The 24668-nt window shown below is 66.3% G+C and carries 21 protein-coding genes; 18 read left to right on the top strand and 3 right to left on the bottom strand.

Annotated features, from left to right (window positions below; translation table 11 throughout):
• Positions 1–111 precede the first annotated feature (111 nt).
• The 14 genes from F464_RS0113270 (at position 112) to F464_RS0113205 (ending at position 16446) form a co-directional block, all read left to right on the top strand.
• A complete protein-coding gene (locus F464_RS0113270) occupies positions 112–1290 on the top strand; it encodes an ABC transporter substrate-binding protein (RefSeq protein WP_018990312.1) in 1179 nt (392 codons plus the stop codon).
• A gap of 371 nt (positions 1291–1661) precedes the next feature.
• Positions 1662–4331, top strand: a complete 2670-nt coding sequence (aceE, locus tag F464_RS0113265; RefSeq protein ID WP_018990311.1) for a pyruvate dehydrogenase (acetyl-transferring), homodimeric type — start codon at positions 1662–1664, stop codon at positions 4329–4331.
• 21 nt (positions 4332–4352) lie between these two features.
• A complete protein-coding gene (gene aceF / locus F464_RS0113260) occupies positions 4353–6038 on the top strand; it encodes a dihydrolipoyllysine-residue acetyltransferase (RefSeq protein ID WP_018990310.1) in 1686 nt (561 codons plus the stop codon).
• A gap of 12 nt (positions 6039–6050) precedes the next feature.
• Positions 6051–7835, top strand: a complete 1785-nt coding sequence (gene lpdA / locus F464_RS0113255) for a dihydrolipoyl dehydrogenase (protein WP_018990309.1) — start codon at positions 6051–6053, stop codon at positions 7833–7835.
• 191 nt (positions 7836–8026) lie between these two features.
• Complete coding sequence (locus tag F464_RS30945) at positions 8027–8188, top strand: hypothetical protein (protein ID WP_018990308.1); 162 nt, start codon at positions 8027–8029, stop codon at positions 8186–8188.
• A gap of 109 nt (positions 8189–8297) precedes the next feature.
• A complete protein-coding gene (locus F464_RS0113245) occupies positions 8298–10112 on the top strand; it encodes a GGDEF domain-containing protein (RefSeq protein WP_018990307.1) in 1815 nt (604 codons plus the stop codon).
• 217 nt (positions 10113–10329) lie between these two features.
• On the top strand, positions 10330–11460 hold the full coding sequence (locus F464_RS0113240; protein ID WP_018990306.1) for a flagellin: 1131 nt from the start codon (positions 10330–10332) through the stop codon (positions 11458–11460).
• A gap of 80 nt (positions 11461–11540) precedes the next feature.
• Positions 11541–11909, top strand: coding sequence for a flagellar protein FlaG (locus tag F464_RS0113235; protein WP_018990305.1), 369 nt, complete (start codon positions 11541–11543; stop codon positions 11907–11909).
• 16 nt (positions 11910–11925) lie between these two features.
• Positions 11926–13350: a flagellar filament capping protein FliD gene (gene fliD / locus F464_RS0113230; RefSeq protein WP_018990304.1), complete on the top strand. Its 1425-nt coding sequence runs from the start codon at positions 11926–11928 to the stop codon at positions 13348–13350.
• 14 nt (positions 13351–13364) lie between these two features.
• On the top strand, positions 13365–13775 hold the full coding sequence (gene fliS, locus F464_RS0113225; protein ID WP_018990303.1) for a flagellar export chaperone FliS: 411 nt from the start codon (positions 13365–13367) through the stop codon (positions 13773–13775).
• 11 nt (positions 13776–13786) lie between these two features.
• The gene (locus tag F464_RS0113220; RefSeq protein ID WP_018990302.1) at positions 13787–14119 is read left to right on the top strand and encodes a flagellar protein FliT; all 333 of its coding nucleotides are present in this window, start codon (positions 13787–13789) and stop codon (positions 14117–14119) included.
• A 47-nt stretch (positions 14120–14166) separates the two neighbouring features.
• Positions 14167–15330, top strand: a complete 1164-nt coding sequence (fliK, locus tag F464_RS0113215) for a flagellar hook-length control protein FliK (protein WP_018990301.1) — start codon at positions 14167–14169, stop codon at positions 15328–15330.
• A complete protein-coding gene (locus F464_RS0113210) occupies positions 15317–15637 on the top strand; it encodes an EscU/YscU/HrcU family type III secretion system export apparatus switch protein (RefSeq protein ID WP_018990300.1) in 321 nt (106 codons plus the stop codon). The genes fliK and F464_RS0113210 overlap by 14 nt, the downstream gene beginning before the upstream one ends.
• A gap of 38 nt (positions 15638–15675) precedes the next feature.
• Positions 15676–16446 carry a flagellar brake protein gene (locus F464_RS0113205; protein ID WP_018990299.1) on the top strand — a complete coding sequence of 257 codons (771 nt, stop codon included), beginning with the start codon at positions 15676–15678 and terminating at the stop codon, positions 16444–16446.
• A 67-nt stretch (positions 16447–16513) separates the two neighbouring features.
• Here the strand turns inward: F464_RS0113205 and fliE are convergent, their stop codons facing one another.
• The 3 genes from fliE to F464_RS0113190 form a co-directional block, all read right to left on the bottom strand.
• Positions 16514–16834, bottom strand: a complete 321-nt coding sequence (fliE, locus tag F464_RS0113200; protein ID WP_018990298.1) for a flagellar hook-basal body complex protein FliE — start codon at positions 16832–16834, stop codon at positions 16514–16516.
• A 228-nt stretch (positions 16835–17062) separates the two neighbouring features.
• On the bottom strand, positions 17063–18496 hold the full coding sequence (locus tag F464_RS0113195) for a sigma-54-dependent transcriptional regulator (RefSeq protein ID WP_018990297.1): 1434 nt from the start codon (positions 18494–18496) through the stop codon (positions 17063–17065).
• A complete protein-coding gene (locus tag F464_RS0113190) occupies positions 18493–19665 on the bottom strand; it encodes a sensor histidine kinase (protein WP_018990296.1) in 1173 nt (390 codons plus the stop codon). Before F464_RS0113190 ends, F464_RS0113195 begins: the two co-directional genes overlap by 4 nt.
• Positions 19666–19828: 163 nt before the next feature.
• Between F464_RS0113190 and fliF the strand changes: the two genes are divergently transcribed.
• Genes fliF through fliI form a run of 4 tightly spaced genes read left to right on the top strand, consistent with a single transcriptional unit; the run spans position 19829 to position 24638 of the window.
• On the top strand, positions 19829–21484 hold the full coding sequence (gene fliF, locus F464_RS0113185; RefSeq protein WP_018990295.1) for a flagellar basal-body MS-ring/collar protein FliF: 1656 nt from the start codon (positions 19829–19831) through the stop codon (positions 21482–21484).
• On the top strand, positions 21481–22482 hold the full coding sequence (fliG, locus tag F464_RS0113180; protein ID WP_026295971.1) for a flagellar motor switch protein FliG: 1002 nt from the start codon (positions 21481–21483) through the stop codon (positions 22480–22482). The genes fliF and fliG overlap by 4 nt, the downstream gene beginning before the upstream one ends.
• A gap of 39 nt (positions 22483–22521) precedes the next feature.
• The gene (locus F464_RS0113175; protein ID WP_018990293.1) at positions 22522–23238 is read left to right on the top strand and encodes a flagellar assembly protein FliH; all 717 of its coding nucleotides are present in this window, start codon (positions 22522–22524) and stop codon (positions 23236–23238) included.
• Complete coding sequence (gene fliI, locus F464_RS0113170; RefSeq protein WP_018990292.1) at positions 23235–24638, top strand: flagellar protein export ATPase FliI; 1404 nt, start codon at positions 23235–23237, stop codon at positions 24636–24638. Before F464_RS0113175 ends, fliI begins: the two co-directional genes overlap by 4 nt.
• Positions 24639–24668: the final 30 nt, after the last annotated feature.

Below are 24668 nucleotides of genomic sequence, written 5' to 3'. Positions count from 1 at the left end.
GGTTTTCCCCTAAATCCTCGCGCCGCCGGACGCTGAGGGTTTTCGCCAATTCAGCAGGATCGGCCCCGCACGTACATTGTTGGCCTTCCCCACCTGACATGAGATGTCCGCGTGCTGCGCCTGATCCTTGCACTGCTGTATCTCCTTACCGTACCCGCGCTGGCGGCCGACCCCGTACGCATCGGGGTGTCCGGGCCGTTCACGGGCGGCTCCAGCCCGATGGGGATATCCATGCGCGAGGGCATCCGCATCGCCGCCGCCGAGGTGAATGCGCGAGGCGGCGTGCTGGGGCGCCCGATCGAACTGGTGGAGCGCGACGACGAGGCGCGCAACGAGCGCGGCGCGCAGGTCGTGCAGGAACTCATCACCCGACAGCGCGTCGTCGCCGGGCTGGGCATCGCCAACACCGGCGTCGCCCTCGCGAGCCAGCGCTTCTACCAGGAGGCGCGCATCCCGGTGGTCACCTCGGTCGCCACGGGCTCGATCGTGACCCGGCAATTCCTGCCCCCGCAACATCCGGACAATTTCGTCTTCCGCGTCTCGGCGAACGACACGCTACAGGCGGCGATGATCGTCACCGAAGCGGTCGAGCGGCGCGGGCTGAAACACGTCGCGATCTTCCACGACGCCACCAACTACGGCCAGCTCGGACGCGAGGACCTCGAACGCACGCTCGCAGAGCGCAACCTGAAAGCGGTCGTCGTCGAGCGCTTCAATCTCCAGCAGACCGACATGACCATGCCGCTGCGCCGTGCGCGCGACGCCGGCGCGGAGGCGATCCTGACCTACGGCATCGGACCGGAACTCGCGCAGATCGCCAACGGCATGGCGCGCATCAACTGGCGCGTGCCACTGATCGGGAGCTGGACGCTGGCGATGTCGAACTTCATCGACAACGCCGGCCCCAACGCCGAAGGCGCACGCATGCCGCAGACATTCATACCGGAACCGACGAGCCCGCGACGCCAGGCCTTCCTCGAGGCGTGGCGCGCGGCGACCGGCAGCGAACGCATTCCCGTCCCCCCTGCAGCCGCGCAGGGGTATGATTCGCTTCTTCTGCTCGCCGCAGCGATCCGCCAGGCCGGCACCACCGATGGCGACCGCATCCGCGAGGCGCTGGAAAACCTGAACGAGAAGATCGAGGGCGTGATCATGACGTATCGCACCCCCTTTTCGAAGGACCGCCACGAGACGATCACCAGCGTCCATGATATTTTCATGGGCGAGGTACGCGACGGGCGCGTGGTGTTTGCCTACGATGACGACCGTCGCAGGGCATCGGGCCGCTAGCCCCGCAGTAGTCAGTTTTCCGAATCGGCCGGGAGATCTTCCTCTCCCTCCCTTTCTCCCGGCCGATTTTTTTCCCGCGCCCGCCCGGGCGAACCGGTTTTTCCCCGCAGCTCCCGCCCCGCTCCCGACCGCCCCGAACGCGCCCGATGCCGTTCGCGGCGCGACTTGTGCCGTGCTTTCCGCGTACCCGTTTCCATGCCGGAGTTCATACCCGAAACGAGCGCTCCGAGTTATTGCACATCCTGAAATCTCGTTTTAGAATGCGAAAAATGCTGCTCGACGACCTCGACCGGCGTCTTACGGATTCGACCCCAATCACCTCGCAAGGGCGGATTCGCCAAACCGCGAAGCTCAACACAAGGAGACAGAGCATGGCCGCGACACCCAACGTAACGCTGCAGACGGACCCGGACACGGTTGAAACCCAGGAATGGCTCGACGCACTTCAGGCCGTCGTCGCCAATGAAGGCCAGGACCGCGCACATTTCCTGATCGAAAAGCTGATCGAAGCCGGCCGTGAGGAAGGCATCGACATCCCCTACTCGGCGACGACCCAGTACATCAACACCATCCCCGCGAGCCAGCAGCCGAAGTACCCGGGCAACCCGGACATGGAGATCAAGCTCCATTCGTACATCCGCTGGAACGCCATGGCGATGGTCGTGCGCGCGAACAAGCACACCAACGTCGGTGGCCACATCGCCTCCTTCGCGTCCGCTGCAGCCCTCTACGACGTGGGTTTCTCGCACTTCTGGCGTGCTCCGTCGGAGAACCACGGCGGCGACCTGATCTTCTTCCAGGGCCACTCGGTCCCCGGCGTCTATGCGCGCGCCTATATGCTCGGCCGCCTCACCGAAGACCAGATGGACGGCTTCCGCCAGGAAACCGGCGGCAAGGGCATCTCGTCCTACCCGCACCCCTGGCTGATGCCGGACTTCTGGCAGTTCCCGACGGTGTCGATGGGCCTCGGCCCCCTGTGCGCGATCTACGCCGCACGCTTCATGAAGTACATGGACAGCCGCGACATGGCCAAGGCGCAGGACCGCAAGGTCTGGGCCTTCCTGGGCGACGGCGAGACCGACGAGGTCGAGTCGCTGGGCGCGATCGGCATGGCCGCGCGTGAAAAGCTCGACAACCTGGTCTTCGTCATCAACTGCAACCTGCAGCGCCTGGACGGCCCGGTGCGCGGCAACGGCAAGATCATCCAGGAACTGGAAGCCGAATTCCGCGGCGCCGGCTGGAATGTCATCAAGCTGGTGTGGGGCACGCATTGGGATGCCCTGCTCGCCCGCGACACCCAGGGCCTGCTGAAGAAGCGCATGATGGAAGCGGTCGACGGCGAGTACCAGACCTTCAAGGCGAAGAACGGCGCCTACGTGCGCGAGCACTTCTTCAACACGCCGGAACTGAAGGCGATGGTCGCCGACTGGACCGACGACGAAGTCTGGCAACTGAACCGCGGCGGCCACGACCTGTTCAAGATCTTCTCGGCCTACAAGGCCGCCGTCGAGCACAAGGGCCAGCCGACGCTGATCCTCGCCAAGACCGTCAAGGGCTTCGGCATGGGCCAGGCGGGCGAGGCGATGAACATCTCGCACCAGCAGAAGAAGCTCGACGAAGAGGCGATCCGCCGCTTCCGCGACCGCTTCGGCATCCCCGTGCCGGACGACAAGCTTGCCGAACTGCCCTACCTGAAGTTCGCCGAGGATTCGCCCGAATACAAGTACATGATGGAGCGCCGCGTGTCGCTGGGCGGCTTCCTGCCGCAGCGCCGCCGCAAGGCCGATCCGCTGGCCGTGCCGGCGCTCGACCACTTTTCCGCGCTGCTGAAGGCGTCGGGTGAAGGCCGCGAGCTGTCGACGACGATGGCGATCGTGCGCATCATGAACACGCTGCTCAAGGACAAGCAGATCGGCCGCCACATCGTGCCGATCGTGCCGGACGAGTCGCGTACCTTCGGCATGGAAGGCATGTTCCGCCAGTACGGCATCTGGAACCAGCAAGGCCAGAACTACGTGCCGGAAGACCATGACCAGCTGATGTTCTACAAGGAATCGAAGACCGGCCAGGTGCTGCAGGAAGGCATCAACGAAGCCGGTGCGATGGCCGACTGGATCGCCGCCGGCACTGCCTACTCGGTGCACGGCGTGCAGATGGTGCCGTTCTACATCTTCTATTCGATGTTCGGCCTGCAGCGCACGATGGACTTGTGCTGGGCGGCAGCCGACCAGCGTACCCGCGGCTTCCTGATCGGCGGTACCGCCGGCCGCACGACGCTGAACGGCGAAGGCCTGCAGCACGAGGACGGCCACAGCCTGGTCCTCGCCAACATGATCCCGAACTGCGTCAGCTACGACCCGACCTTCCAGTACGAAGTCGCCGTGATCGTCCAGGACGGCATGCGCCGCATGTTCGCCGAGCAGCAGGACGTGTACTACTACATCACGGTGATGAACGAGAACTACGAACATCCCGAGATGCCTGCCGGCGCGGAAGCCGACATCATCAAGGGCATGTACGCGTTCCGTAAGGGTAGCGAAGGAAAGCTGCGCGTGCAGCTGCTGGGCTCCGGCACGATCTTCCGCGAAGTCATCGCCGCGGCCGACCTGCTGAAGAACGACTGGGGCGTCGAAGCCGACATCTGGGGCTGCCCGAGCTTCAACGAACTGGCCCGCGACGGCCAGGACGCAGAGCGCTGGAGCATGCTGCACCCGATGGAAGCGCCGCGCCTGTCGCACGTCGAGAAGTGCCTCAAGGACACGACCGGCCCGGTCATCGCTGCGACCGACTACATCCGCATGTTCTCCGAGCAGATCCGCCCCTTCGTCAAGCGCACCTACGCGACGCTGGGCACCGACGGCTTCGGTCGTTCGGATACGCGGGAAAAACTGCGCCACTTCTTCGAAGTCGATCGCCACTGGGTCACCGTCGCTGCTCTGAAGGCACTCGCCGACGACGGCCTGATCGAGCGCGACAAGGTCGCCGCCGCACTGCTTAAGTACAACCTCGATCCCAGCAAGCCCAACCCGATGAGCGTCTAAGAGAGCGAGGGAGACAAGAACATGAGCCAGATCATTGAAGTGAAAGTCCCGGACATCGGCGATTTCTCCGAAGTACCGGTCATCGAACTGTTCGTAAAGGTCGGCGACACCATCAAGGTCGACGACGCTATCGCGACACTGGAATCGGACAAGGCGACGATGGACGTGCCCTCGTCCGCGGCCGGCATCGTCAAGGAAGTGCTGGTCGGCCTCGGCGACAAGGTCGGCGAAGGCAGCGTGCTGATCAAGGTCGAGTCTGCAGCCGCCTCGGCAGACACCGGTGCCACGACCGCTGCAGCGCCGGCAGCTGCCGCCTCTCCGGCGCCGGCAGCTGCCGCTCCGGCCCCCGCGCCTGCTGCTGCGCCGGCCGCATCCGGCCCGATCGAAGTCGCCGTACCGGACATAGGCGATTTCGATTCCGTCCCGGTGATCGAGCTCTTCGTGAAGGTCGGCGACACCATCAAGGTCGACGACGCGATCGCGACGCTCGAATCCGACAAGGCGACGATGGATGTGCCCTCGTCCGCCGCCGGCGTCGTCAAGGAAGTGAAGGTCAAGCTCGGCGACAAGGTGTCGATGGGCAGCGTGCTGATCGTCGTCGAAGGCGCAGGCGCAGCCCCGGCCGCCGCGGCGGCTGCTCCGGCCGCCCCTGCAGCCCCCGCCGCTGCCGGAACCACCGCCGTCCAGGCGACACCGGCCGCTTCGACGGCCGCCTTCAGCCAGTCGGCGCTCTCCGCTCCGGCCGCTGTCGCAGCGCCGTCCGCCGTCACCCTCGGCGGCAAGGTGCACGCCAGCCCGTCGGTGCGCGCCTACTCCCGCGAACTCGGTGTCGATCTCGCGCAGGTGAAGGCGACCGGTCCGAAGGGCCGCGTCCTGAAGGAAGACGTCACCGCCTTCGTCAAGGGTGCGATGCAGACCGGCGTCGTCCCGGGCAAGGCCGTGGCAGCCGCCGCGGTTGGCAGCCTGGGTGGCGGGCTCGACCTGCTGCCCTGGCCGAAGGTCGATTTCTCCAAGTTCGGTGAAGTCGAATCCAAGCCGCTGTCGCGCATCAAGAAGATCTCCGGCCAGAACCTCGCCCGCAACTGGGCAATGATCCCGGCCGTGACCTATCACGAAGACGCCGATATCACCGACCTCGAAGCCTTCCGCGTTCTGATGAACAAGGAAAACGAGAAGTCGGGCAGGAAGCTCACGATGCTCGCCTTCATCATCAAGGCCTCGGTGCGTGCGCTGCAGGAATTCCCCGAGTTCAACACCTCGCTCGACGGCGACAATCTGGTCTACAAGAAGTACTTCAATATCGCCTTCGCGGCCGACACCCCGAACGGCCTGGTCGTGCCGGTGGTGAAGAACGCCGACAAGAAGAGCGTGTTCGAGATCGCCGCGGAAACCGGCGAACTGGCGAAGAAGGCGCGCGACGGCAAGCTCGGCCCGGCCGACATGTCGGGTGCGTGCTTCACGATCTCCTCGTTGGGCGGCATCGGCGGCACCTACTTCGCGCCCATCGTCAATGCGCCGGAAGTCGCGATCCTGGGCGTCAACAAGTCCGTAATGAAGCCGGTGTGGGACGGCAAGCAATTCGTGCCGCGCCTGACCCTGCCGATGTCGCTGACCGCCGACCACCGTGTCATCGACGGCGCGCTGGCGACCCGCTTCAACGTCTATCTCGCGCAACTGCTGGCCGACTTCCGTCGGGTCATGCTGTAAGGAGGCCGCGCCATGAGCCAAGTTGAAGTCAAGGTTCCGGACATCGGCGATTTCGATTCCGTCCCGGTGATCGAGCTGTTCGTGAAGGCCGGCGACACCATCAAGGTCGACGACGCCATCTGCACGCTCGAATCGGACAAGGCGACGATGGACGTACCCTCGTCGGCCGCCGGCGTCGTCACCGAAGTGCTGGTGAAGGTCGGTGACAAGGTCGGCGAAGGTGCCGTGCTGCTGAAGATCGAAGCTGCCGGCGCTGCCGCTGCGGCAGCGTCGGCAGCGGCCCCGGCTCCGGCCGCTGCCCCCGCGGCACCGGCTGCTGCTCCCGCCGCCGCCCCGACCGCCGCGAGCCACGCCGGCGGCGCCGACATCGAGTGCGACATGCTCGTGCTCGGCGCCGGCCCCGGCGGCTACTCCGCCGCGTTCCGCTCGGCCGACCTCGGGATGAAGACCGTCATCGTCGAGCGCTACGCGACCCTCGGTGGCGTGTGCCTGAACGTCGGCTGCATCCCGTCGAAGGCACTGCTGCACGTTGCCGCGGTGATGGACGAGGCCGAGCACATGTCGGCCGCCGGCATCACCTTTGCCAAGCCGACTGTCGATATCGACGCGCTGCGCGCCCACAAGGACAAGGTCGTCGGCAAACTCACCGGCGGCCTCGCAGGCATGGCCAAGGGCCGCAAGGTCGACGTCGTGCGCGGCTACGGCAGCTTCCTCGACCCCAACCACGTCGAAGTCGAAGTCACCAGCGGCGACGCGCAGGACAAGACCGGCGAGAAGAAGGTCATCAAGTTCAAGCAGTGCATCATCGCCGCCGGCTCGGCTGCGGTGCACCTGCCCTTCATCCCGCGCGACCCGCGCATCGTCGACTCGACCGGTGCGCTGGAACTCCGTCAGGTGCCTGCGAAGATGCTGGTCATCGGCGGCGGCATCATCGGCCTGGAAATGGCGACGGTGTATTCGACGCTCGGCACCCGCGTCGACGTCGTCGAAATGCTCGACGCCCTGATGCAGGGCCCGGACCGCGACGCCGTCAAGGTGTGGGAGAAGCAAAACAGCCACCGCTTCGACAACGTGATGCTCAAGACCAAGACCGTCGCCGTCGAGGCGAAGGACGACGGCCTGTGGGTCACGTTCGAAGGCGAGAAGGCTCCGGCCGGAGCGCAACGCTACGACATGATCCTGCAAGCCGCCGGTCGCAGCCCCAACGGCAAGAAGATTGCCGCCGACAAGGCGGGCGTCGTCGTCACCGACCGCGGCTTCATCCCGGTCGATGCGCAGATGCGCACCAACGTGCCCAACATCTTCGCGATCGGCGACGTCGTCGGCAACCCGATGCTCGCGCACAAGGCGGTGCATGAAGCCCACGTTGCGGCCGAAGTCGCAGCGGGCGAGAAGTCCGCCTTCGACGCCACTGTGATCCCGGGCGTCGCCTACACCCATCCGGAAGTGGCCTGGGTCGGCTACACCGAAGAACAGGCGAAGAAGGAAGGCCGCAAGGTCGAGACCGCCAAGTTCCCCTGGGCCGCTTCCGGCCGCGCGATCGCCAACGGCGCCGACTACGGCTTCACCAAGCTGATCTTCGACGCCGAAACGCACCGCGTGATCGGCGGCGCCATCGTCGGCCCCTCGGCCGGCGACATGATCGGCGAAGTCTGCCTCGCCATCGAGATGGGCGCGGATGCAGTGGATATCGGCAAGACCATCCACCCGCACCCGACGCTGGGCGAGACGGTCGGCATGGCCGCCGAAGTCGCACACGGCAGCTGCACCGACGTGCCAGCGCCGCGCAAGAAGTAAGCACTGCATCTCCAAGTTCAAGGGGCGCTTCGGCGCCCCTTTTCATTTTCCGCGCCGCCCTTCCCCTCCGTCGCATGTCCGCCCAGGACCATAGAAACCCCGGATTTGCTCCGCCGCCCGAATACTGTATATACTTACAGCACTCGATCAACGCGACCCCGCAGAGGGTTTGCTTTCCGACGGAGACCAAGATGGAACTGTGGATCAACCGACTTCTCATGGGTTGCGGCGGCACTTCCGGGCTGATGCTCGGCACCGGCCAGGTCGTCGAAGCCGCCACGCTCGCGGCTGCCACCGCCTTCGCCGTCTGCCTCATGCGCCTCCAGGCCCGCACCACCTCGCACGACCGCTGACCCTGCTCCCGCAGGGCGGGATTTGATCCCGCCCTGCGTTGGCGTCCACAGCGCCCGGCTGCCACGCGTTAATATTGCCGTTCACCCTGTCCCCTGAACGCCGTCGTCGATGCCCGCTCCTACCCAGCCATCGGAAATTGCCCGCGAAGTCCTGCGCCTGTTCGCGGCCTGGCGCATCTCACCGACACCGGACAACTTTCGCTCCCTCTACTACGAGGTCGCCGGAACGACGGACACCGAAGGCCTCTTCCCCGACAGGTTCATGCGTGCCCTCGCGCGGCAGTTGCCGCGCGACACCGCCGAACGCGCACGGATTGCCCGCCAGCTGGACCAGACTCTGACGGAAAACAATAACGACGCCAGCCGTCAGGCACTGACCGATTACCTTGCCAGCCTGAAGAACGAGCAGCCGCCCGGCTGGAACGAACTGATCGCCAATCTGCTCAGGCAGTGGGAAGCGCGCCAACTCGGCTGGACCACGGCGCGCAAACGCGAATCGCTCGAACGCGTCCTCGCAGCCAACGATCCTGCAACACTCCATGCGCGCCTTCAGGCGCTCGTCCGCTCGTGGGCTCAAGCCGCGTGCGACCCCGAATCACCGGTAACGCGCGCCGGCGCCGCGAACGCACCCGCGGACGTGACCTTCGACGACGCCCCGTCTCGCCCGGCGGAACTCGAATCGGAAGTACGCCATATCGCACCGGGGGAAGTCGGCGAACTGCTGGCCGCAAGCCAGGAGCTGCTGCAACTCGCGCTCGATACGGTGCTTCCCCCCCTGCTCGCCGAGCAGCCCGAACTCGCGCACGAAGCCGACCGGCTCGCCGGATCGGTCAGGACCGCCAGCAGCGCCGACGAACTGCGCAACATTGCCACACGCATGCGCAAGTTCGCCTACCGGCTCGAAATGGTCGCGGGTGACCGGGGCGAGATCAACGCCGGACTGCTCAACCTGCTGCGCCTGCTACTCGACAACATCGACCAGATCGTCGTCGACGACAGCTGGCTCAGCGGCCAGGTCGACGTATTGCGCGACGTCCTCGGCAAACCGGCGAACGTGCGCCTGATCGACGACGCCGAGCGCCGCCTGCGCGACATCATCTACAAGCAGAGCCAGCTCAAGCACAACCACTCCGAAGCCCAGCGCGCGCTCAAGCAACTGCTCGCCGGCTTCGTCGACCATCTCGCCGGCTTCGCCGAAACCACCGGCGCCTACCACGACCGCATCGGCAACTGTGCCGATCGCATTTCAGCGGCGCGCGATATCACCGAGATCAGCGGCGTCCTCGGCGAAGTGATGCGCGAAACGCTCACGATGCGCGACACCGCCCGACGCTCGCGCGACGAACTGGACGCCACGCGCGAACGCGCCCGCGACGCCGAACAACGTATGAACGAACTGCAGCGGCAACTCGACGAGACCAGCCGCCTGATGCGCCACGACCAGCTCACCGGAGTGCTCAACCGCCGCGGACTGGAAGAAACCTTCGAGAAGGAAGCCGCGCGCGCCCGTCGCCACGGAGGCCCCCTGAGCCTCGCCCTGCTCGACCTCGACAACTTCAAGCAGCTCAACGACACCTTCGGCCACCGCACCGGCGACGACGCCCTCATCCATCTCGCCACCATCGTCCGGCAAAGCCTGCGACCGCAGGACACCCTCTCCCGCCACGGCGGCGAAGAGTTCATCCTGCTTTACCCGGACACCACGCTCGTGCAGGCCCAAGCCGCCCTCGTGCGCCTGCAACGCGAGCTCACGCGCAACTTCTTCCTGACGCATGAGGACAAAGTGCTGATCACCTTCAGCGCCGGCGTCACCGAATGGAATCCCGACGACACGGTGGACAGCATCGTCCAGCGTGCAGACGCGGCGATGTACCGGGCAAAGCAGGCGGGCAGGAACAAGGTCGTCGCACATCCGATCGCCTGAACCGGTTGCGCTACGCAGCGCACGGCATCCACATGCCATCAGCGACCCGACCGCGCCGATGCCGTCGGAAGCCCGGGGATAAATCTCCTTGCAAATTCCCTAAAGTTTTTTCGGCGCCCTCCGTTAATGGATTCAACGGCAGACAAAACGCCCGCGCAAATGCAAACTGGGCATGAAGCCGGGATAACCGAAGTCACCTCTCGCTAGGAGAAGCATCATGGCACAAGTCATTAACACCAACGTTTCGTCGCTCAATGCGCAGCGCAACCTGAACACTTCCGGCGCCGCGCTCGCGACCTCGCTGCAGCGCCTGTCCTCGGGCTTGCGCATCAACAGCGCGAAAGACGATGCGGCCGGCCTCGCGATTTCGGAACGCTTCGGCGCGCAGATCCGCGGCCTCAACCAGGCCGTGCGCAACGCCAACGACGGCATCTCGCTCGCACAGACCGCCGAAGGTGCACTCGGCGAGATCGGCAACAACCTCCAGCGCATCCGCGAACTGGCCGTGCAGTCGCGCAATGCGACGAACTCCTCCGAAGACCGCACCGCGCTGCAGAAGGAAGTCATTCAGCTCAAGGCGGAAATCGACCGCGTCGCCAACAACACGACGTTCAACGGCAAGAAACTGATCGACGGCAGCTTCACCAACGAGGTCTTCCAGGTCGGCGCGGATCAAGGACAAACGATCGCCATCGCTGGAATCGCCGACGCTAACATTGCGGCGCTGGGCTCTTGGACCGATATCGCGTCTGTGACCGGCGGTGCCCTCACGGCCGGGACGGTCAGTGGCCTGACAGTCAACGGTGAAACGGTTGCCGATACGGTGGTGACCGCGGACGCAGCCGGCGCGACTGCACTTGCCAATGCAATTAACACGGCTCTGACCGATGGCGGGGTTACAACCGTCTCGGCTTCCGTCAGCGGCAGCAACGTTGTGCTCACCGCCTCGGATAATTCGACGAGCATTGTGGTCGGCGGGACTGTAACGAATTCCGGCTTGACCGCGGCCACAACCGCCCCTGAAGCACAGACCGGGTTCTCGAGCCTCGATATTTCCACGACGCTCGGCGCCGACAATGCGATCCTCGCGATGGACGCGGCACTGACGGCGGTGAACGGCGCCCGCGCGGATCTGGGCGCGATCCAGAACCGCTTCTCCTCGACGATCGCCAACCTGCAGACCACGTCGGAGAACCTGTCCGCCTCGCGCAGCCGCATCCTCGACGCCGACTTCGCACAGGAAACCGCGAACCTGACCCGCGGCCAGATCCTGCAGCAGGCCGGCACCGCGATGCTCGCGCAGGCGAACTCGCTGCCGAACAACGTGCTGAGCCTGCTCCGCGGCTAAGCGTCGGTTAGACTGGCAACACCCACAGGCGCGGGGCTCGTGAGGGTCTCGCGCCTGTGGCCCATCGGAGAGGTGGAATCATGACCATTCAGAACATCACCAGCAACGCAGCAGCGATGACCGCTAGTGCGGCGCGGGCGGTCACCGGCGAACGCGGCGCGATTCCCAGTCCGGCCGCGCCCCAGGCGACGCAAGCCACCTCTCCCCCCGGCGCAACCGCCCCCACGCACGAAGCGCTGCTGCAGGCCGTGGCCGAAGTGCAGAAAGTGATCGCGCCGGTGGCACAGAACCTGCGTTTCTCGATTGACGAAGACACCGGGCGTACACTGGTAAAACTCGTCGATTCGACCACCGACGAGGTGATCCGCCAGATTCCGTCCGAAGAGGTGCTGGCGATTTCCAAGGCCCTCGACCGACTCCAGGGCCTGCTGATACAGCAGAAAGCCTAGCCGCGAGGAGGACATCATGGCTTTGACCGCATCAGGACTCGGCTCCGGACTCGACATCAGCGGCATGGTGTCGCAGTTGATGGCCGTCGAACGCCAACCGCTCGCGGCGCTGGCGAAGAAGGAAGCGAGCTTCCAGTCCAGGCTGTCGGCGTTCGGCCAGATCAAGAGCAGCCTGGCCGCACTGCAGACCGCGGCAAAAGCGCTGAACGACGCGGCAAAATTTTCCGCCACCAAGGCCACCGTCGGCGCCGACGCGGGCTTCACCGCCACTTCCGCCGCGAGCGCGACGACCGGCAACTACGCAGTGCAGGTCGGCAGCCTGGCAGCAGCGCAGCGCGTGGCCAGCAACGCGACTACTCAGTTCGTACCCGCCGACGGCAGTGTCACGCCTCAAACCCTGGACATCCGCTTCGGCAAGATGATCGACGGCGCATTCGTGGCTGGCGAAACCGTCGACGGCACATTTACCGCCGGGGCGGGCACGACGAAGACGCTGAGCTTCACAGGCAAGACCATCGAGGAGTTGCGGGACGCGATCAATGCGGCAGACCTCGGGGTCTCCGCCAACCTGGTCAACAACGGCACCGCGAAACAGCTGGTGATCACCGGCAAGAGCACGGGCGACGACCAGGCATTCAGCATCGGCGGCAGCGTCGGTCTGAACTACGACCCGGCGACACCGGCAGGCTCTCCGACCACCACCCGGATACAGTCTTCACAGGATGCGGCATTTACGGTCGACGGCATCGCCATCACGCGCAGCAGCAATACCGTCAGCGATGTCATCAGCGGCGTCACGCTGACCCTGACGAAAGCGACCACGACGGCCGCCAGCCTCACCGTCGCGACCGACAAGAGCGGCGCACGCAGCGCCATCGACGCCTTCGTCAAGGCCTACAACGACACGCAGACCACGCTCAGGAATCTGACCAACTACGACGCCGAAAAGAAAGCGGCGTCTGCACTGACCGGCGACTCCACGGCACGCAGCGTGCAGAGCCAGGTGCGTAACATGGTCGGCAGCGCCCTTTCCGGCTTGGGCAATGTCAGCCGCCTCAGCGACATCGGCATCACCTTCCAGACCGACGGCAAGCTGGCAGTCGACAGCGCCAAGCTGGACGCCGCGCTGCAGGACCCGAAGCTCAACGTCGGAAGCTTCTTCGGCGGCGTCGGCAGTGTGAAGGGCCTCGCCGCCACGATCTCCGACGGCCTCGACAACTTCCTCTCCAGCGACGGCCTGCTGGCCGGGCGCACCGACGGCATCAACGCCTCCATCAAGTCGATCGGCAAACAGCGTGAAGCGTTCGAAGCGCGGCTGGAAGGTATCCAGAAGCGCTACATGGCGCAATTCACGGCGCTCGACTCGATGGTGGCCCGCATGACGCAAACGAGCAACTATCTCACGCAGCAACTCGCGAACCTGCCCAAGATTGGCGAATAACCCGGAGCAACGCAATGTTCGGCTCATCATCCAACCGCGCATCGGCCTATGCCAAGGTCGGCGTCGAAACCGGCGTGAGCACGGCCGATCCGCACAAGCTGATCCTGATGCTTTTCGACGGCGCGATTCTTTCGATCGCCACTGCGGCAGCAGCAATGGAAAGGAACGATATTTCGACCAAGGGCCAGTCCATCTCCAAGGCCATCGAGATCATTGTCAACGGCCTGAAGGCCAGCCTCGATCCGGTCGCCGGAGGAGAACTCGCCGGTCGGCTCGATGCGCTGTATGTCTACATGGGCGAACGCCTGCTTTACGCGAACCTGCACAACAACCGCGCGGCACTCGACGAGGTCCGCAACCTGCTCGCCACGTTGCGCGAAGCCTGGGCCGGCATCGCACCGGATGCGGCAACTGCGGCAGCCTGAGGAGATCCGTGATGGCATCCCCTCTTTCCCTGTTCGAGTCGATGAGTGTGGTTTCCGCCACGATGGTCGAAGCGGCGCAGGCGAACGACTGGGACCGCCTCGTCACGCTGGAACGCGAGATGGCCGCGTTGCGCGACGAGATCATGCGCACCGCGGGCGCCTCACGCGAGGATCTCGGCAATGAGGAGGCTGCCCGCAAGGCGGAACTGATCGCCACCATGCTCGAAAACGACGCCGAAATCCGCAGACACGTCGAGCCGTGGCTCGCCAGCGTACGCAAGCTGCTGTCGGGCAATGCACGCGACCGTGCCGTGCGCGCCGCCTATGGCGCCTTCGGCCCCTGAGGATCTGACCGGCCTCCGGACGGTCTGACGACACAGGAGCGCACACGATGATTCCGTCAGATCTCGCCGCCCGCCTGCGTCTGATCACCGAGGCGAGCCTCTTCGACAGCGAGCCGCCGATCAACGGCCCGGCGCGCGTGCGCGAGGTCCAGGCACGCCTTCCCGAACTCCTGCCCGGCGAGCGCTTCATCGCGACGATCGACCGCCGCCTGCCCGACGGTACCTTCAAGGCCATCGTCGGCGGACGCGATTACACGCTGGCCCTGAACCACTCGGCAAATGCCGGCGACACGCTGGAACTGGTCGTCACTCAGAGCACGCCCAAGGCGGTGTTCGCACAGCTAGCCGAGCCGACGCTCGCGGGCAACGAAGGGGTCCGCCCGACGCTCAGCGCTGCCGGGCGGCTGATCGGATTCCTGCTCACGGGGCAGCCGGCTCCGCAGCCGGCGACGCTCGCCGCGGGAAAACCCATCGTCGCCGCGCCACCGGCAAACAATGCTGCCGCCACGCTCGCCCCTGCCCTGCAGCAGGCGCTGTCCCAGAGCGGCCTGTTCTACGAATCCCACCAGCTGCGGTGGCTGTCCGGCAAACTTGCTACCGCAGCGCTGTTGCAGGAGCCTCAGGGCGAGCAGCTGCGGGGGCCGGCGCCCCAGCCTGCCGGCCCGGCGGATGTAGCCGTACTCGCTCGGCCGGCAAGCCCGCTACGTGCCACCGCCGAAATGGGGCCAAACGCACCTGCACAGGGATCGACCGCGACGGCGTCGGCGGCGAACGAGTCCGACGCCGCTGCAAGCGCGAATCAGGCGCCGGCTCCGGGCATGCGCACCGCAGCCATTCCCGATAGGCTCTTCCCCGTCGTCTATCAGCAGCTGGACGCGATGGCGACGCAGAACTACGTCTGGCAGGGCCAGGTCTGGCCGGGGCAGACGATGGAATGGGAAATCGAGGATCCGCAGCGCGACCGCGAACCGGGTGCGGACGAGCCGCCGGCGGAGTGGAAGACCACCTTGCGGCTCAGCCTGCCGCGGCTTGGCGGTGTCGAGGCAAATCTGATCCTGACGCCGGCGGGCGTGGCCCTGCGCCTGATGGCCGACGACACCACCACGGTCGCCGCGCTGGCCAACGCCCGCGCCGAGCTCGACAGCGCCCTCGAAGCGGCCAACGTGCCGCTCACCGGTTTCGTCGCGGAGCGCCGCGATGGCGAAAACTGAGCACGATCCGGGACCACGCGGCGAGGCCGTCGCGCTCGCCTACAGCAAGGGAGACGCCGCGCCGCGCGTGGTTGCGAAGGGACGCGGCCTGATCGCACGCGAGATCATCGAGCGTGCGCGGGAAGCGGGGGTGTTCGTGCACGAATCCCCCGAGCTGGTCGGCCTCCTGATGCAGGTCGACCTCGACGCGCGCATCCCGCCCGAGCTATACATCGCCGTGGCGGAACTGCTCGCGTGGATCTACCGTGTCGAACAGGGCGTACCGGGCACGCAGGCGCGAGCGCCAGGCGGGCCTGCTCGCGCCTAGTCGTGCTATAAACGCGACTTTGCCTCAACTCGTTGCCGATGCCCGAACCGTCCGAAACCACGACGACGCTGCGGCCGCTGGATACCGACACCTTCGCCCGCTACGCGGTACACGACCCGCGTGAAATCGTTCGGCTGCTCGGCGCGGTGGTCGAGAAACGCCTGCTCCTGACTGCGTTCATCGATGGAGGGGAGTCGTTCATCACGCTGGCGCTCGCGCTGACCGACGACGGAGCCGTGATCGTCGATGCCTGCCCCGACGAGGTGCGCAACGCCCGGGTGGGGAGCGCCGCCCGGCTCGTCTGCACGACACGCCTCGACAACGTGAAGCTGCAATTCGCGCTGGCAGTACCGGCGCGCATCGAATACGAGGGCAGACCTGCCCTGCGCGCGGCGCTGCCCGACAGCATCGTCCGCCTGCAAAGGCGGGAGTTCTACCGCCTGCCCACCTCTCAGGTCGAACCGCTCATGTGCGTGATCACCCACGCAGGCGAGGACGGCCGCCGGCAGGAGGTGCAGGTGCGAATCGTGGACATCAGCGGCGGCGGACTGGCGGTCCTCGTTCCGCCACGGGAACTTCGCTTCGAGCCGGGCACGGAATACAGGCAGTGCTCGCTCCGGCTGCCCGACGGCAATCCCCTGCCCGTGGGCCTGAAGGTCAGGAACCTGTTCGAGATCGAGAAGGCGAACGGAGTGAAGGTGCAGCGCGCCGGGTGTGAATTCATGGGCCTGTCGAACCAGGCGACGGCAAGAATCCAGCGCTACATGTTCAAGCTCGAACGTGACCGCCGAATGACCGGGGAACACTGAAACCCGGTCGCAGGAAATGAAAAGCCGCCCTGCAGGCGGCTTCTTGATCTGTTCGCACGACACCCGGTCAGACCGGCATGTTCATGATGTCCTGATATGCCGTGACGAGGCGGTTGCGCACCTGCACCATCTGCTGGAACGACAGGTTGGCCTTCTGCAGGTTGACCATCACGTCCTGGAGATTGACGTTTGGATCGCCGGCGGAAAACTCCTGCGCCATGCCGCGGGCTTCCTGCTGCGCGGCACTCACGTCCTTCAGCGCCCCCTGCAGCACTTCGGCAAAATCGACGCCGCCGGCCTCCTTGGCAGGGGCGGTCGACTTCGCACCCGCCGCCTGGGCGGTGGCGCGCAATTCGCCGATCATCTGGTTGATTCCACGCGTATCCATTCGCTCGACCTCAAGACCGAGTATCCGTTGCACTCAGTCTAGCAGAGCAATCGTCGTGCCAAAAGCTTGTAACGGCAAGCGGCTTCCGTGGGAGCGGCTTCAGCCGCGAATTGGCGCATGAGGGAACCCCGCCGGTTGATTCGCGGCTGAAGCCGCTCCCACAAAAACCCCATCGGCCGTTAAGCAAACCCGTCCAGCCACTTTGTGCTTGCCTTTCAGCCCCATGCGCTACACCTCGTAGCCCTCGTCACGGTACTGCTGCAGCTTGTAACGCAAGGTCCGTTCCGAGATCCCGAGCTTTTCGACTGCCCTCTTCCGCGACCCGCCGACTTCGCGCAGCGTCGAGAGAATGTGTTCGCGCTCGAGGTCCCTCATGTTTGCCGGCCGACCGACGGCTGCAGGATCGGACCGGGAAGGGGATGAAACGGCAAGGTTTTCCGGCCGCACGGCAAAATTTGCCGCCTCCGATACGGACACCGGCTCCATTTCGATCCGGCTTGGCACTTCTGCGCTTCGGGCCGGTCCCGCCACGACGCGGTTCGGCAGGCACAAATGCACCGTCTCCGCCGTGATCGTGTCGCCGACGGCGAGGATCAGCGCACGCTGCATCGCATTTTCCAGTTCGCGCACGTTGCCGGGCCAGGCATGGAGCACGATCAGCTGCTCGGCTTCCGGGCTCAGCCGGGCGCGGCGCTTGAGGCGTTCGCCGTGACGGGCGAGGAAATGGCGGGCGAGCGGAAGGATGTCGCCGGGGCGTTCGCGCAGTCCCGGGATCACAAGCGGGAAGACATTGAGCCGGTAATAGAGGTCTTCGCGGAAGCGGCCGGCCGCGATTTCCCGCGCCATGTCGCGGTTGCTCGTCGCCAGCACGCGGATATCGAGCTCGACCGGTTTCTTGCCGCCGACGCGCTCGACCTCCCGCTCCTGCAGCACGCGCAGGAGCTTGGCCTGCAGCGAGAGCGGCATTTCGGAGATCTCGTCGAGCAGGATGGTGCCGTCCTGCGCCTGCTCGAACTTGCCCGGCTGCGCCGTCTGCGCACCGGTGAACGCACCCTTTTCGTAACCGAAGAGGGTCGCTTCGAGCAGGTTCTCGGGGATGGCGGCGCAGTTGATTGCGACGAAGGGCCCCGCCCTGCGCGCCGAATGGTCGTGGATGTAGCGCGCGAAGACTTCCTTGCCGGTGCCCGATTCGCCGGTGAGCAGCACCGTGGCGTCGGTGTCGGCGACACGCGCGGCGAGCGCGAGCAGGTTGCGGGTGTGCGGATCCTCGGCCACGGTGTCGTCGGCCCCCGGCGGTTGAGACGCGTAGCGCCGCACGTGTTCGAGCAGGACGTCGGGTTCGAACGGCTTCATGAGGAAGTCGCAGGCGCCGCCGCGCATCGCCGCGACGGCCTTGTCGACGTCGCCGTAGGCAGTCATCAGCAGGACGGGAAGCTGGGGCAGGCGCGCGCGGATTTCGCCGAGGAGCTGCAGGCCGTCCATCGGCAGCATGCGCAGGTCGCTGACGACGAGGTTGAAGGCCTGCCGGCCGATCTCGATGAGCGCGGCCGGTCCGCCATCGACGCCGGTGACGCGATGCCCGCCCATTTCCAGCGTGAGGCACACGGCGTCACGCAATGCGGCGTCGTCCTCGACGACGAGGATGTTGATCTGTTCGATCATGCAGGTACCTTCGGTGCCGGTGCTGCTTCGCCCTCGTCGGGACATGGCAGCGGCAGGCTGAGGATGAACATGGCGCCCTTGCCGGGGCTGGATTCGACGGCGATGTCGCCGCCATGGGCCCGCGCAACGCCGCGCGCGATCGCGAGCCCCAGGCCGGTGCCGTCCGCCCGCGTCGTGAAGAAGGGGTCGAACAGACGCGCCTGGTGGGCCGGCTCGATGCCGCGCCCGTTGTCGCGGATACGGAAGAAAACGGTGTCGCCTTCGAGCGTGGCGGACAGGTCCACCGCTCCGCCGGCCTCGGTGGCCTGGATGGCGTTTTCAAGCAGGTTCGTGATCGCACCGCCCAAAGCCTTGCGGTCGCCGAGCAGGGTGGCATCGCCGCAGTCGCAGGTGGACGAGAAGTCGACTTGCCGCGCACGGGCGAGCGGTTCGAGGGTATGCACGAGCTCCCCGGCGAGCTCGCAGACGCCGAAACGCTGACGGCCGAGGCTGTCGCCGCGCGCGAAGAGCAGCATGTCGCGGATCAGGCGCTCGAGGTAGCGCAGGCGCTCGATCGCGCGGTCGGCGACGCGTGTACGGTCGGCGGGGGCGAGTTCGGCTTGCTTCAGGTTGCCGGTATACAACAGCGCTGCGGCAAGCGGCGTGCGCAGCTGGTGGGCGAGGCCGGCGACCATCTCGCCCATCGCCGCCAGCCTTTCGTTGCGTTCGGCCTGCAGGCGCATGCGGTGCGTGTCGGTGACGTCGTGCAGCAGGATGATGCGCCCTTCGCCGGATTCCAGCGCCGCCTCCGACAGCGAGACGCGGCGGGCGCCGGTGTCGTCGCCGACGGTCAGTTCGCCCGGCGTTTCGGTGGCATTCAGGGCGGCAGCCAGTTCGTCCCACGGGCGGCCGGCGAGATCGCCGCCCAGCAGGGTCTCCGCGGCACTGTTGCACTGCCCGACACGACCGGCGCGATCGAGCATCACGACGCCCGCGGGGAGAGCGCCGAGCAGCACCGCGAGACGTTCGGTGAGCTGCGCGACCTGGCCCTGCAGCGCGTTGTAGGCGGTCGATAGCTCCTCGGACGCGCGCGCGAACATCTCGAAGGCCTCGGCAAGCTGCGCCGCATCGAGGCGCTGCTCCGGTCCGGGCGCGGCATTCGTGGCGGCAGGAGGCGTTTCAGCGGACATGGCGTGCAGGACCTGTTTTCACGGCTGGCAGATTAAGCCCCGATGCGTCCATGGTAACCGGCAAATAGACGGCAAAAAATGCCGCTTTTCCGCTCGCGCGATTTGCGCGCACGGACGGACAATGCCGTCATCCGTAAAAGTGACGTGATCGAAGGACTCCACCATGGCCACCGCCGACACCGCCGTTGATCGGGGAACCCTGCCGCCGGCCCAACTGGCGCTGCAGCGCCTGAATGAGCTGAGCCAGCGCCAGAAGCTCGCCGCGGGCACGGCCGTGGCAATCGCCATTGCAATGCTGGTGGGCGTGTGGCTGTGGTCGCGGACGCCGGACTACGCGGTGCTGTTCTCGAACTTCGAGGAGCGCGACGGCGGCGCGATCGTCGCGGCGCTGCAGCAGCAGAACGTTCCCTACAAGTTTTCGCCCGGCGGCAATGCGATCCTGATCCCGTCCGGGCAGGTGCACGACGTGCGCCTGCGCCTTGCCGCACAGGGCCTGCCCAAGGGCGGGCTGGTCGGCTTCGAGCTGATGGAGAACCAGAAGCTGGGGGTGTCGCAGTTCCACGAGCAGGTCAATTTCCAGCGCGCCCTCGAAGGCGAACTGGCGCGCACCATCCAGGCGATCGCGTCGGTCGCGTCGGCGCGCGTGCATCTGGCGATTCCGAAGCAGTCCGGTTTCCTGCGCGACGAGCAGACGCCGACCGCCTCCGTGATGGTGAACCTGCATCCGGGACGGACGATGGATTCGACCCAGGTCGCCGGTATCGTTCATCTGGTCGCATCGAGCGTGCCGCAGCTCGCGAACGACCGCGTCAGCGTGATCGACCAGAACGGCACCCTGCTCACGAACCGCCCCGACCCGCTGCGCAACGCGGGCCTGGACGCGACCCAGCTCAACTACGTGCGCGAAGTCGAAGCGGGCTACATCCGCCGCATCGAGACGATCCTCACGCCGATCGTGGGTCAGGACAATTTCAAGACGCAGGTGACCGCGGACGTCGATTTCAACCAGGTCGAGGCCACCGCGGAGACCTTCAAGCCGAATCCGTCGCCCGACCAGGCGATCCGCAGCCAGCAGATCAACGAGCAGGGGATGCGCGAACCAGCAGCGCAAGGGGTACCGGGTGCGCTGAGCAACCAGCCGCCCGTTCCCGCCACAGCGCCGATCACCTCCCCGTCGGTCGCGGCTGGCGGCCCCCCCGGCGGCGCAGCCACGCCGTTCGGCAATCGCGCAGCGACAATCAACTATGAACTCGACCGCACGATCCAGCACACGAAGCAGGCGCTCGGCCAAGTGAAGCGCCTGTCGGTGGCGGTCGTCGTGAACCACCGCAACGAAACGCTGCCAAACGGGGAGTCACGCCCTGGCGCATTGTCGGACGAGGAAATCGCGCGCATCACCAACCTCGTCCGCGAAGCAATGGGCTTCAGCCCGACGCGCGGCGACAGCCTGAACGTGTCGAGCGCACCGTTCGCCGCCGGCCGCGCCGAGTCGCAGGCGCAATTGCCGGTGTGGAAGGATCCGGAGATGGTGGACCTCGGCAAGGAAGCGCTGAAGTACGTCGTGATTCTCGTCGCCCTCGCCCTCGTGTATTTCGGCGTCGTGCGCCCGCTGCTACGGACCGTGGCACCGCCGCCTCCGCCAGCCCCTGCACCCGAGGCGGAAGATGAAGACGCCGTCGTGAGCCTGTCGCACACCGGGCCCGCAAATACCTTCGACGACAAGCTGGCGCGCGCCAAGGAACTCGCGATGTCCGACCCGCGCGTCATCGCGAACCTGATCAAGGAGTGGATGGGCGTCAATGAGGAAGGCAAAAAATGAGCTCAATGGATGAAGGCCTCGAGAAGAGCGCGATGCTGCTGCTGACGCTCGGTTCGGACGAGGCGGCGGAAGTTCTCAAGCTGCTCGGCCCAAAGGAAGTCCAGAAGCTCGGCATGGCGATGGCCAGCCTGCCTTCGCAACAGCGCTCGAAGGTCGAGGAGGTGCTCGACGAGCTCGAGGCCCATCGCATCAAGGGCGCGCCGGTCGAAGCCGACGAAGAGCAGATCCGCGCGATGCTGACCAAGGCACTCGGCGACGAACGCGCCGGACACATCATCGCGCGCGTGCTGCAAGGCTCCGACACCGCGGGCATCGAGAGCCTGAAGTGGATGGATGCCGCGACCGCGTCCGATCTGATCAAGAACGAACACCCGCAGATCATCGCGACCATCCTCGTACACCTCGAATTCGATCAGGCGGGCGAAATCCTCAAGCAGTTCCCCGACCGCCTGCGCAACGACGTCATCCTGCGCATCGCGACGCTGGACGGCGTGCAGCCCACTGCCCTCAAGGAACTCAACGAGGCGCTCGCACGCATGCTCGCGGGGGCTTCCACGGTCAAGAAGGCCTCGATGGGCGGCGTGCGCCATGCGGCCGAGATCCTCAACTTCGTCGGCGTGGCGGCGGAGACGGCGGTGCTGGACAACGTGCGCGAGTACGACCCCGACCTCGCGCAGAGGATCCTCGACGAGATGTTCGTGTTCGAGAACATCATGGATATCGACGACCGCGGCGTGCAGACGCTGCTGCGCGAGGTGCAGTCCGATTCGCTGGTCACCGCGCTGAAGGGTGCGGCGCCGGAACTTCGCGAGAAGATCTTCAAGAACATGTCCCAGCGGGCGGCCGACATGCTGCGCGAGGATCTGGAGGCGAAGGGCCCCGTGCGCCTGTCCGAGGTCGAGGGGGAACAGAAGGAGATCCTCAAGGTGGTGCGTCGTCTCGCCGAGGAAGGCCAGCTCGTGCTCGGCGGCAAGGGGTCCGAAGATGCCTTCGTGTAAGCGGCCCGCGGGGCACCGCAAATCCTGCCGGAGCCCGTCATGAGCATCTCGCGCCATCAGGCGGTCGGCGCTTACCGTCGCTGGGAGCCGCCGGCCTTTGGCGAGCCGGAAGAGCCGCAGCAACCGGCACCGGACGCCGACCTTGCCCCATCCCCTCCCGCTTCCCCTCCACCGGAGCCGGTTGTCGAAGCGGCGCCGGCGCCCGAACCTCTGCCCGAGACTCAGCCGGAAATCCAGCTACCGACGGCGGCCGAGATCGAGTCGATGTACGACGACGCACGCCGCGAAGGCTATGAGGCCGGCTTTGCAGAGGGGGCTGAACTCGCACGCCAGCAGGCGAACCGTCTGGGCGAGCTGGGCGACGGTCTCGACACGGCCCTGAAGCAGCTCGATCAGGAGGTCGCAGACGAAATCGTCGCGCTGGCGATCGAGGTCGCGCGCCAGATGGTCCGGCGCACGCTGGCCGAAAATCCGGAAGAGGCGCTCATCGAAACCGTGCGCGCGGCACTGAACCAGCTGCCGCAGGCGCAGGTGCGCATCCACGCGCATCCGGACGACATCGCACTGATCCGCAGCTACCTGGCGGACCAGCCCACGCATCTGCACCACCAGATCATCGAAGACGATTCGCTGACGCGGGGCGGCTGCCGGCTGCAGGCGCCCGCAAGCGAGATCGACGCGACAGTCGAGACGCGCTGGCGCCGGATTCTGGAAGGCATCGGCCACCGCGGCTCGACCTGGGACGACGGCAAATGAACGCGAGGGGCGCAGCCGCGTGGACCGGCTACCTCGACGCCCACCGGCGCCAGATCGCGAACGTGAATCCGTTCGAGATCTCCGGTCGCCTGACGCGGATCAACGGTCTGGTCATGGAAGCCGCCGGGCTCCGGCTGCCGCTGGGTGCGGATTGCCGCATCCTCGCAAGCGGCGGTGCGACCGTCGAGGCGGAGGTGGTCGGCTTCAACGGCGACAAGCTCTACCTGATGCCGACCGACGACGTCTTCGGCCTCGCGCCGGGCGCCGCGGTCATGCCCGTCGAACCGGCACCGCCGCGCATCGTCCTCGGCGCCCGGCCCGTGCCCCGGCGCCGTACCTCCGACCGCGCCAAGCACCTGCCGGTCGGCGAGCACATGCTGGGGCGTGTCGTGGACGGCGCGGGCCGCCCGCTCGACGGCCTGGGCCCGCTCGATGCGACCGAAAGCCGCTCGCTGCAAAGCCGGCCCTTCAACCCGCTCACGCGGGCGCCGATCGACACCGCGCTGGACGTCGGCATCCGTGCGATCAACGCACTCCTGACGGTCGGGCGCGGGCAGCGCCTGGGCCTCTTCGCCGGCTCGGGCGTCGGCAAGTCCGTGCTCATCGGCATGATGGCGCGCTACACCTCCGCGGACGTGATCGTGGTCGGCCTGATCGGCGAGCGGGGCCGCGAGGTCAAGGAATTCATCGAACAGAACCTCGGCGCCGAAGGCCGCGCACGCTCGGTCGTGGTCGCCGCACCGGCCGACACCAGCCCGCTGATGCGCCTGCAGGGTGCCGCCTACGCGACGACGATCGCCGAATACTTCCGCGACCGCGGCAAGCAGGTCCTGCTGATCATGGACTCGCTCACACGCTATGCGATGGCACAGCGCGAGATCGCCCTCGCGATCGGGGAACCGCCGGTGACACGCGGCTATCCGCCGAGCGTGTTCGCGCGCCTCCCGGCCCTGGTCGAACGCGCCGGCAACGGGCTCGAAGGCAGCGGCTCGATCACGGCCTTCTACACGGTGCTCGCCGAGGGCGACGACCAACAGGATCCGATCGCCGACTCGGCGCGCGCGATCCTCGACGGACACTTCGTGCTGTCGCGCACCCTCGCCGACCAGGGGCACTACCCCGCGATCGACATCGAGCAGTCGATCTCGCGCGCGATGCATAGCCTCGTCAGCCCCGAGCATTTCGAGGTGGTGCGGCACTTCAAGCAACTGTTCTCGCGCTACCAGCGTTCGCGCGACCTGATCGCAGTGGGCGCCTACCAGCCCGGTTCGGACCCGCTGCTCGACCGGGCTGTCGCCATGTACCCCAAGCTGGAAGCATTCCTGCAGCAAAGGATCGAGGAGCAGGAAAGTTATCCGAACGCGCTTGCGGGCCTCGGCGCCCTGTTTGCCCCGGGGTGAGCGTTGTCACGGGTCGAAGTGACCGCGCTC

The organism is Aromatoleum toluclasticum ATCC 700605 (assembly GCF_000378245.1).
In the GTDB taxonomy this organism is placed as follows: Bacteria; Pseudomonadota; Gammaproteobacteria; order Burkholderiales; family Rhodocyclaceae; genus Aromatoleum; species Aromatoleum toluclasticum.
This window is presented reverse-complemented; position numbering and strand designations above follow the sequence as displayed.

Coding starts and splice junctions, on each gene's coding strand:
- aceE (WP_018990311.1), top strand. CDS start 1,662: ATGGCCGCGACACCCAACGTAACGCTGCAGACGGACCCGGACACGGTT.
- aceF (WP_018990310.1), top strand. CDS start 4,353: ATGAGCCAGATCATTGAAGTGAAAGTCCCGGACATCGGCGATTTCTCC.
- lpdA (WP_018990309.1), top strand. CDS start 6,051: ATGAGCCAAGTTGAAGTCAAGGTTCCGGACATCGGCGATTTCGATTCC.
- F464_RS30945 (WP_018990308.1), top strand. CDS start 8,027: ATGGAACTGTGGATCAACCGACTTCTCATGGGTTGCGGCGGCACTTCC.
- F464_RS0113245 (WP_018990307.1), top strand. CDS start 8,298: ATGCCCGCTCCTACCCAGCCATCGGAAATTGCCCGCGAAGTCCTGCGC.
- F464_RS0113240 (WP_018990306.1), top strand. CDS start 10,330: ATGGCACAAGTCATTAACACCAACGTTTCGTCGCTCAATGCGCAGCGC.
- F464_RS0113235 (WP_018990305.1), top strand. CDS start 11,541: ATGACCATTCAGAACATCACCAGCAACGCAGCAGCGATGACCGCTAGT.
- fliD (WP_018990304.1), top strand. CDS start 11,926: ATGGCTTTGACCGCATCAGGACTCGGCTCCGGACTCGACATCAGCGGC.
- fliS (WP_018990303.1), top strand. CDS start 13,365: ATGTTCGGCTCATCATCCAACCGCGCATCGGCCTATGCCAAGGTCGGC.
- F464_RS0113220 (WP_018990302.1), top strand. CDS start 13,787: ATGGCATCCCCTCTTTCCCTGTTCGAGTCGATGAGTGTGGTTTCCGCC.
- fliK (WP_018990301.1), top strand. CDS start 14,167: ATGATTCCGTCAGATCTCGCCGCCCGCCTGCGTCTGATCACCGAGGCG.
- F464_RS0113210 (WP_018990300.1), top strand. CDS start 15,317: ATGGCGAAAACTGAGCACGATCCGGGACCACGCGGCGAGGCCGTCGCG.
- F464_RS0113205 (WP_018990299.1), top strand. CDS start 15,676: ATGCCCGAACCGTCCGAAACCACGACGACGCTGCGGCCGCTGGATACC.
- fliE (WP_018990298.1), bottom strand. CDS start 16,834: ATGGATACGCGTGGAATCAACCAGATGATCGGCGAATTGCGCGCCACC.
- F464_RS0113195 (WP_018990297.1), bottom strand. CDS start 18,496: ATGATCGAACAGATCAACATCCTCGTCGTCGAGGACGACGCCGCATTG.
- F464_RS0113190 (WP_018990296.1), bottom strand. CDS start 19,665: ATGTCCGCTGAAACGCCTCCTGCCGCCACGAATGCCGCGCCCGGACCG.
- fliF (WP_018990295.1), top strand. CDS start 19,829: ATGGCCACCGCCGACACCGCCGTTGATCGGGGAACCCTGCCGCCGGCC.
- fliG (WP_026295971.1), top strand. CDS start 21,481: ATGAGCTCAATGGATGAAGGCCTCGAGAAGAGCGCGATGCTGCTGCTG.
- F464_RS0113175 (WP_018990293.1), top strand. CDS start 22,522: ATGAGCATCTCGCGCCATCAGGCGGTCGGCGCTTACCGTCGCTGGGAG.
- fliI (WP_018990292.1), top strand. CDS start 23,235: ATGAACGCGAGGGGCGCAGCCGCGTGGACCGGCTACCTCGACGCCCAC.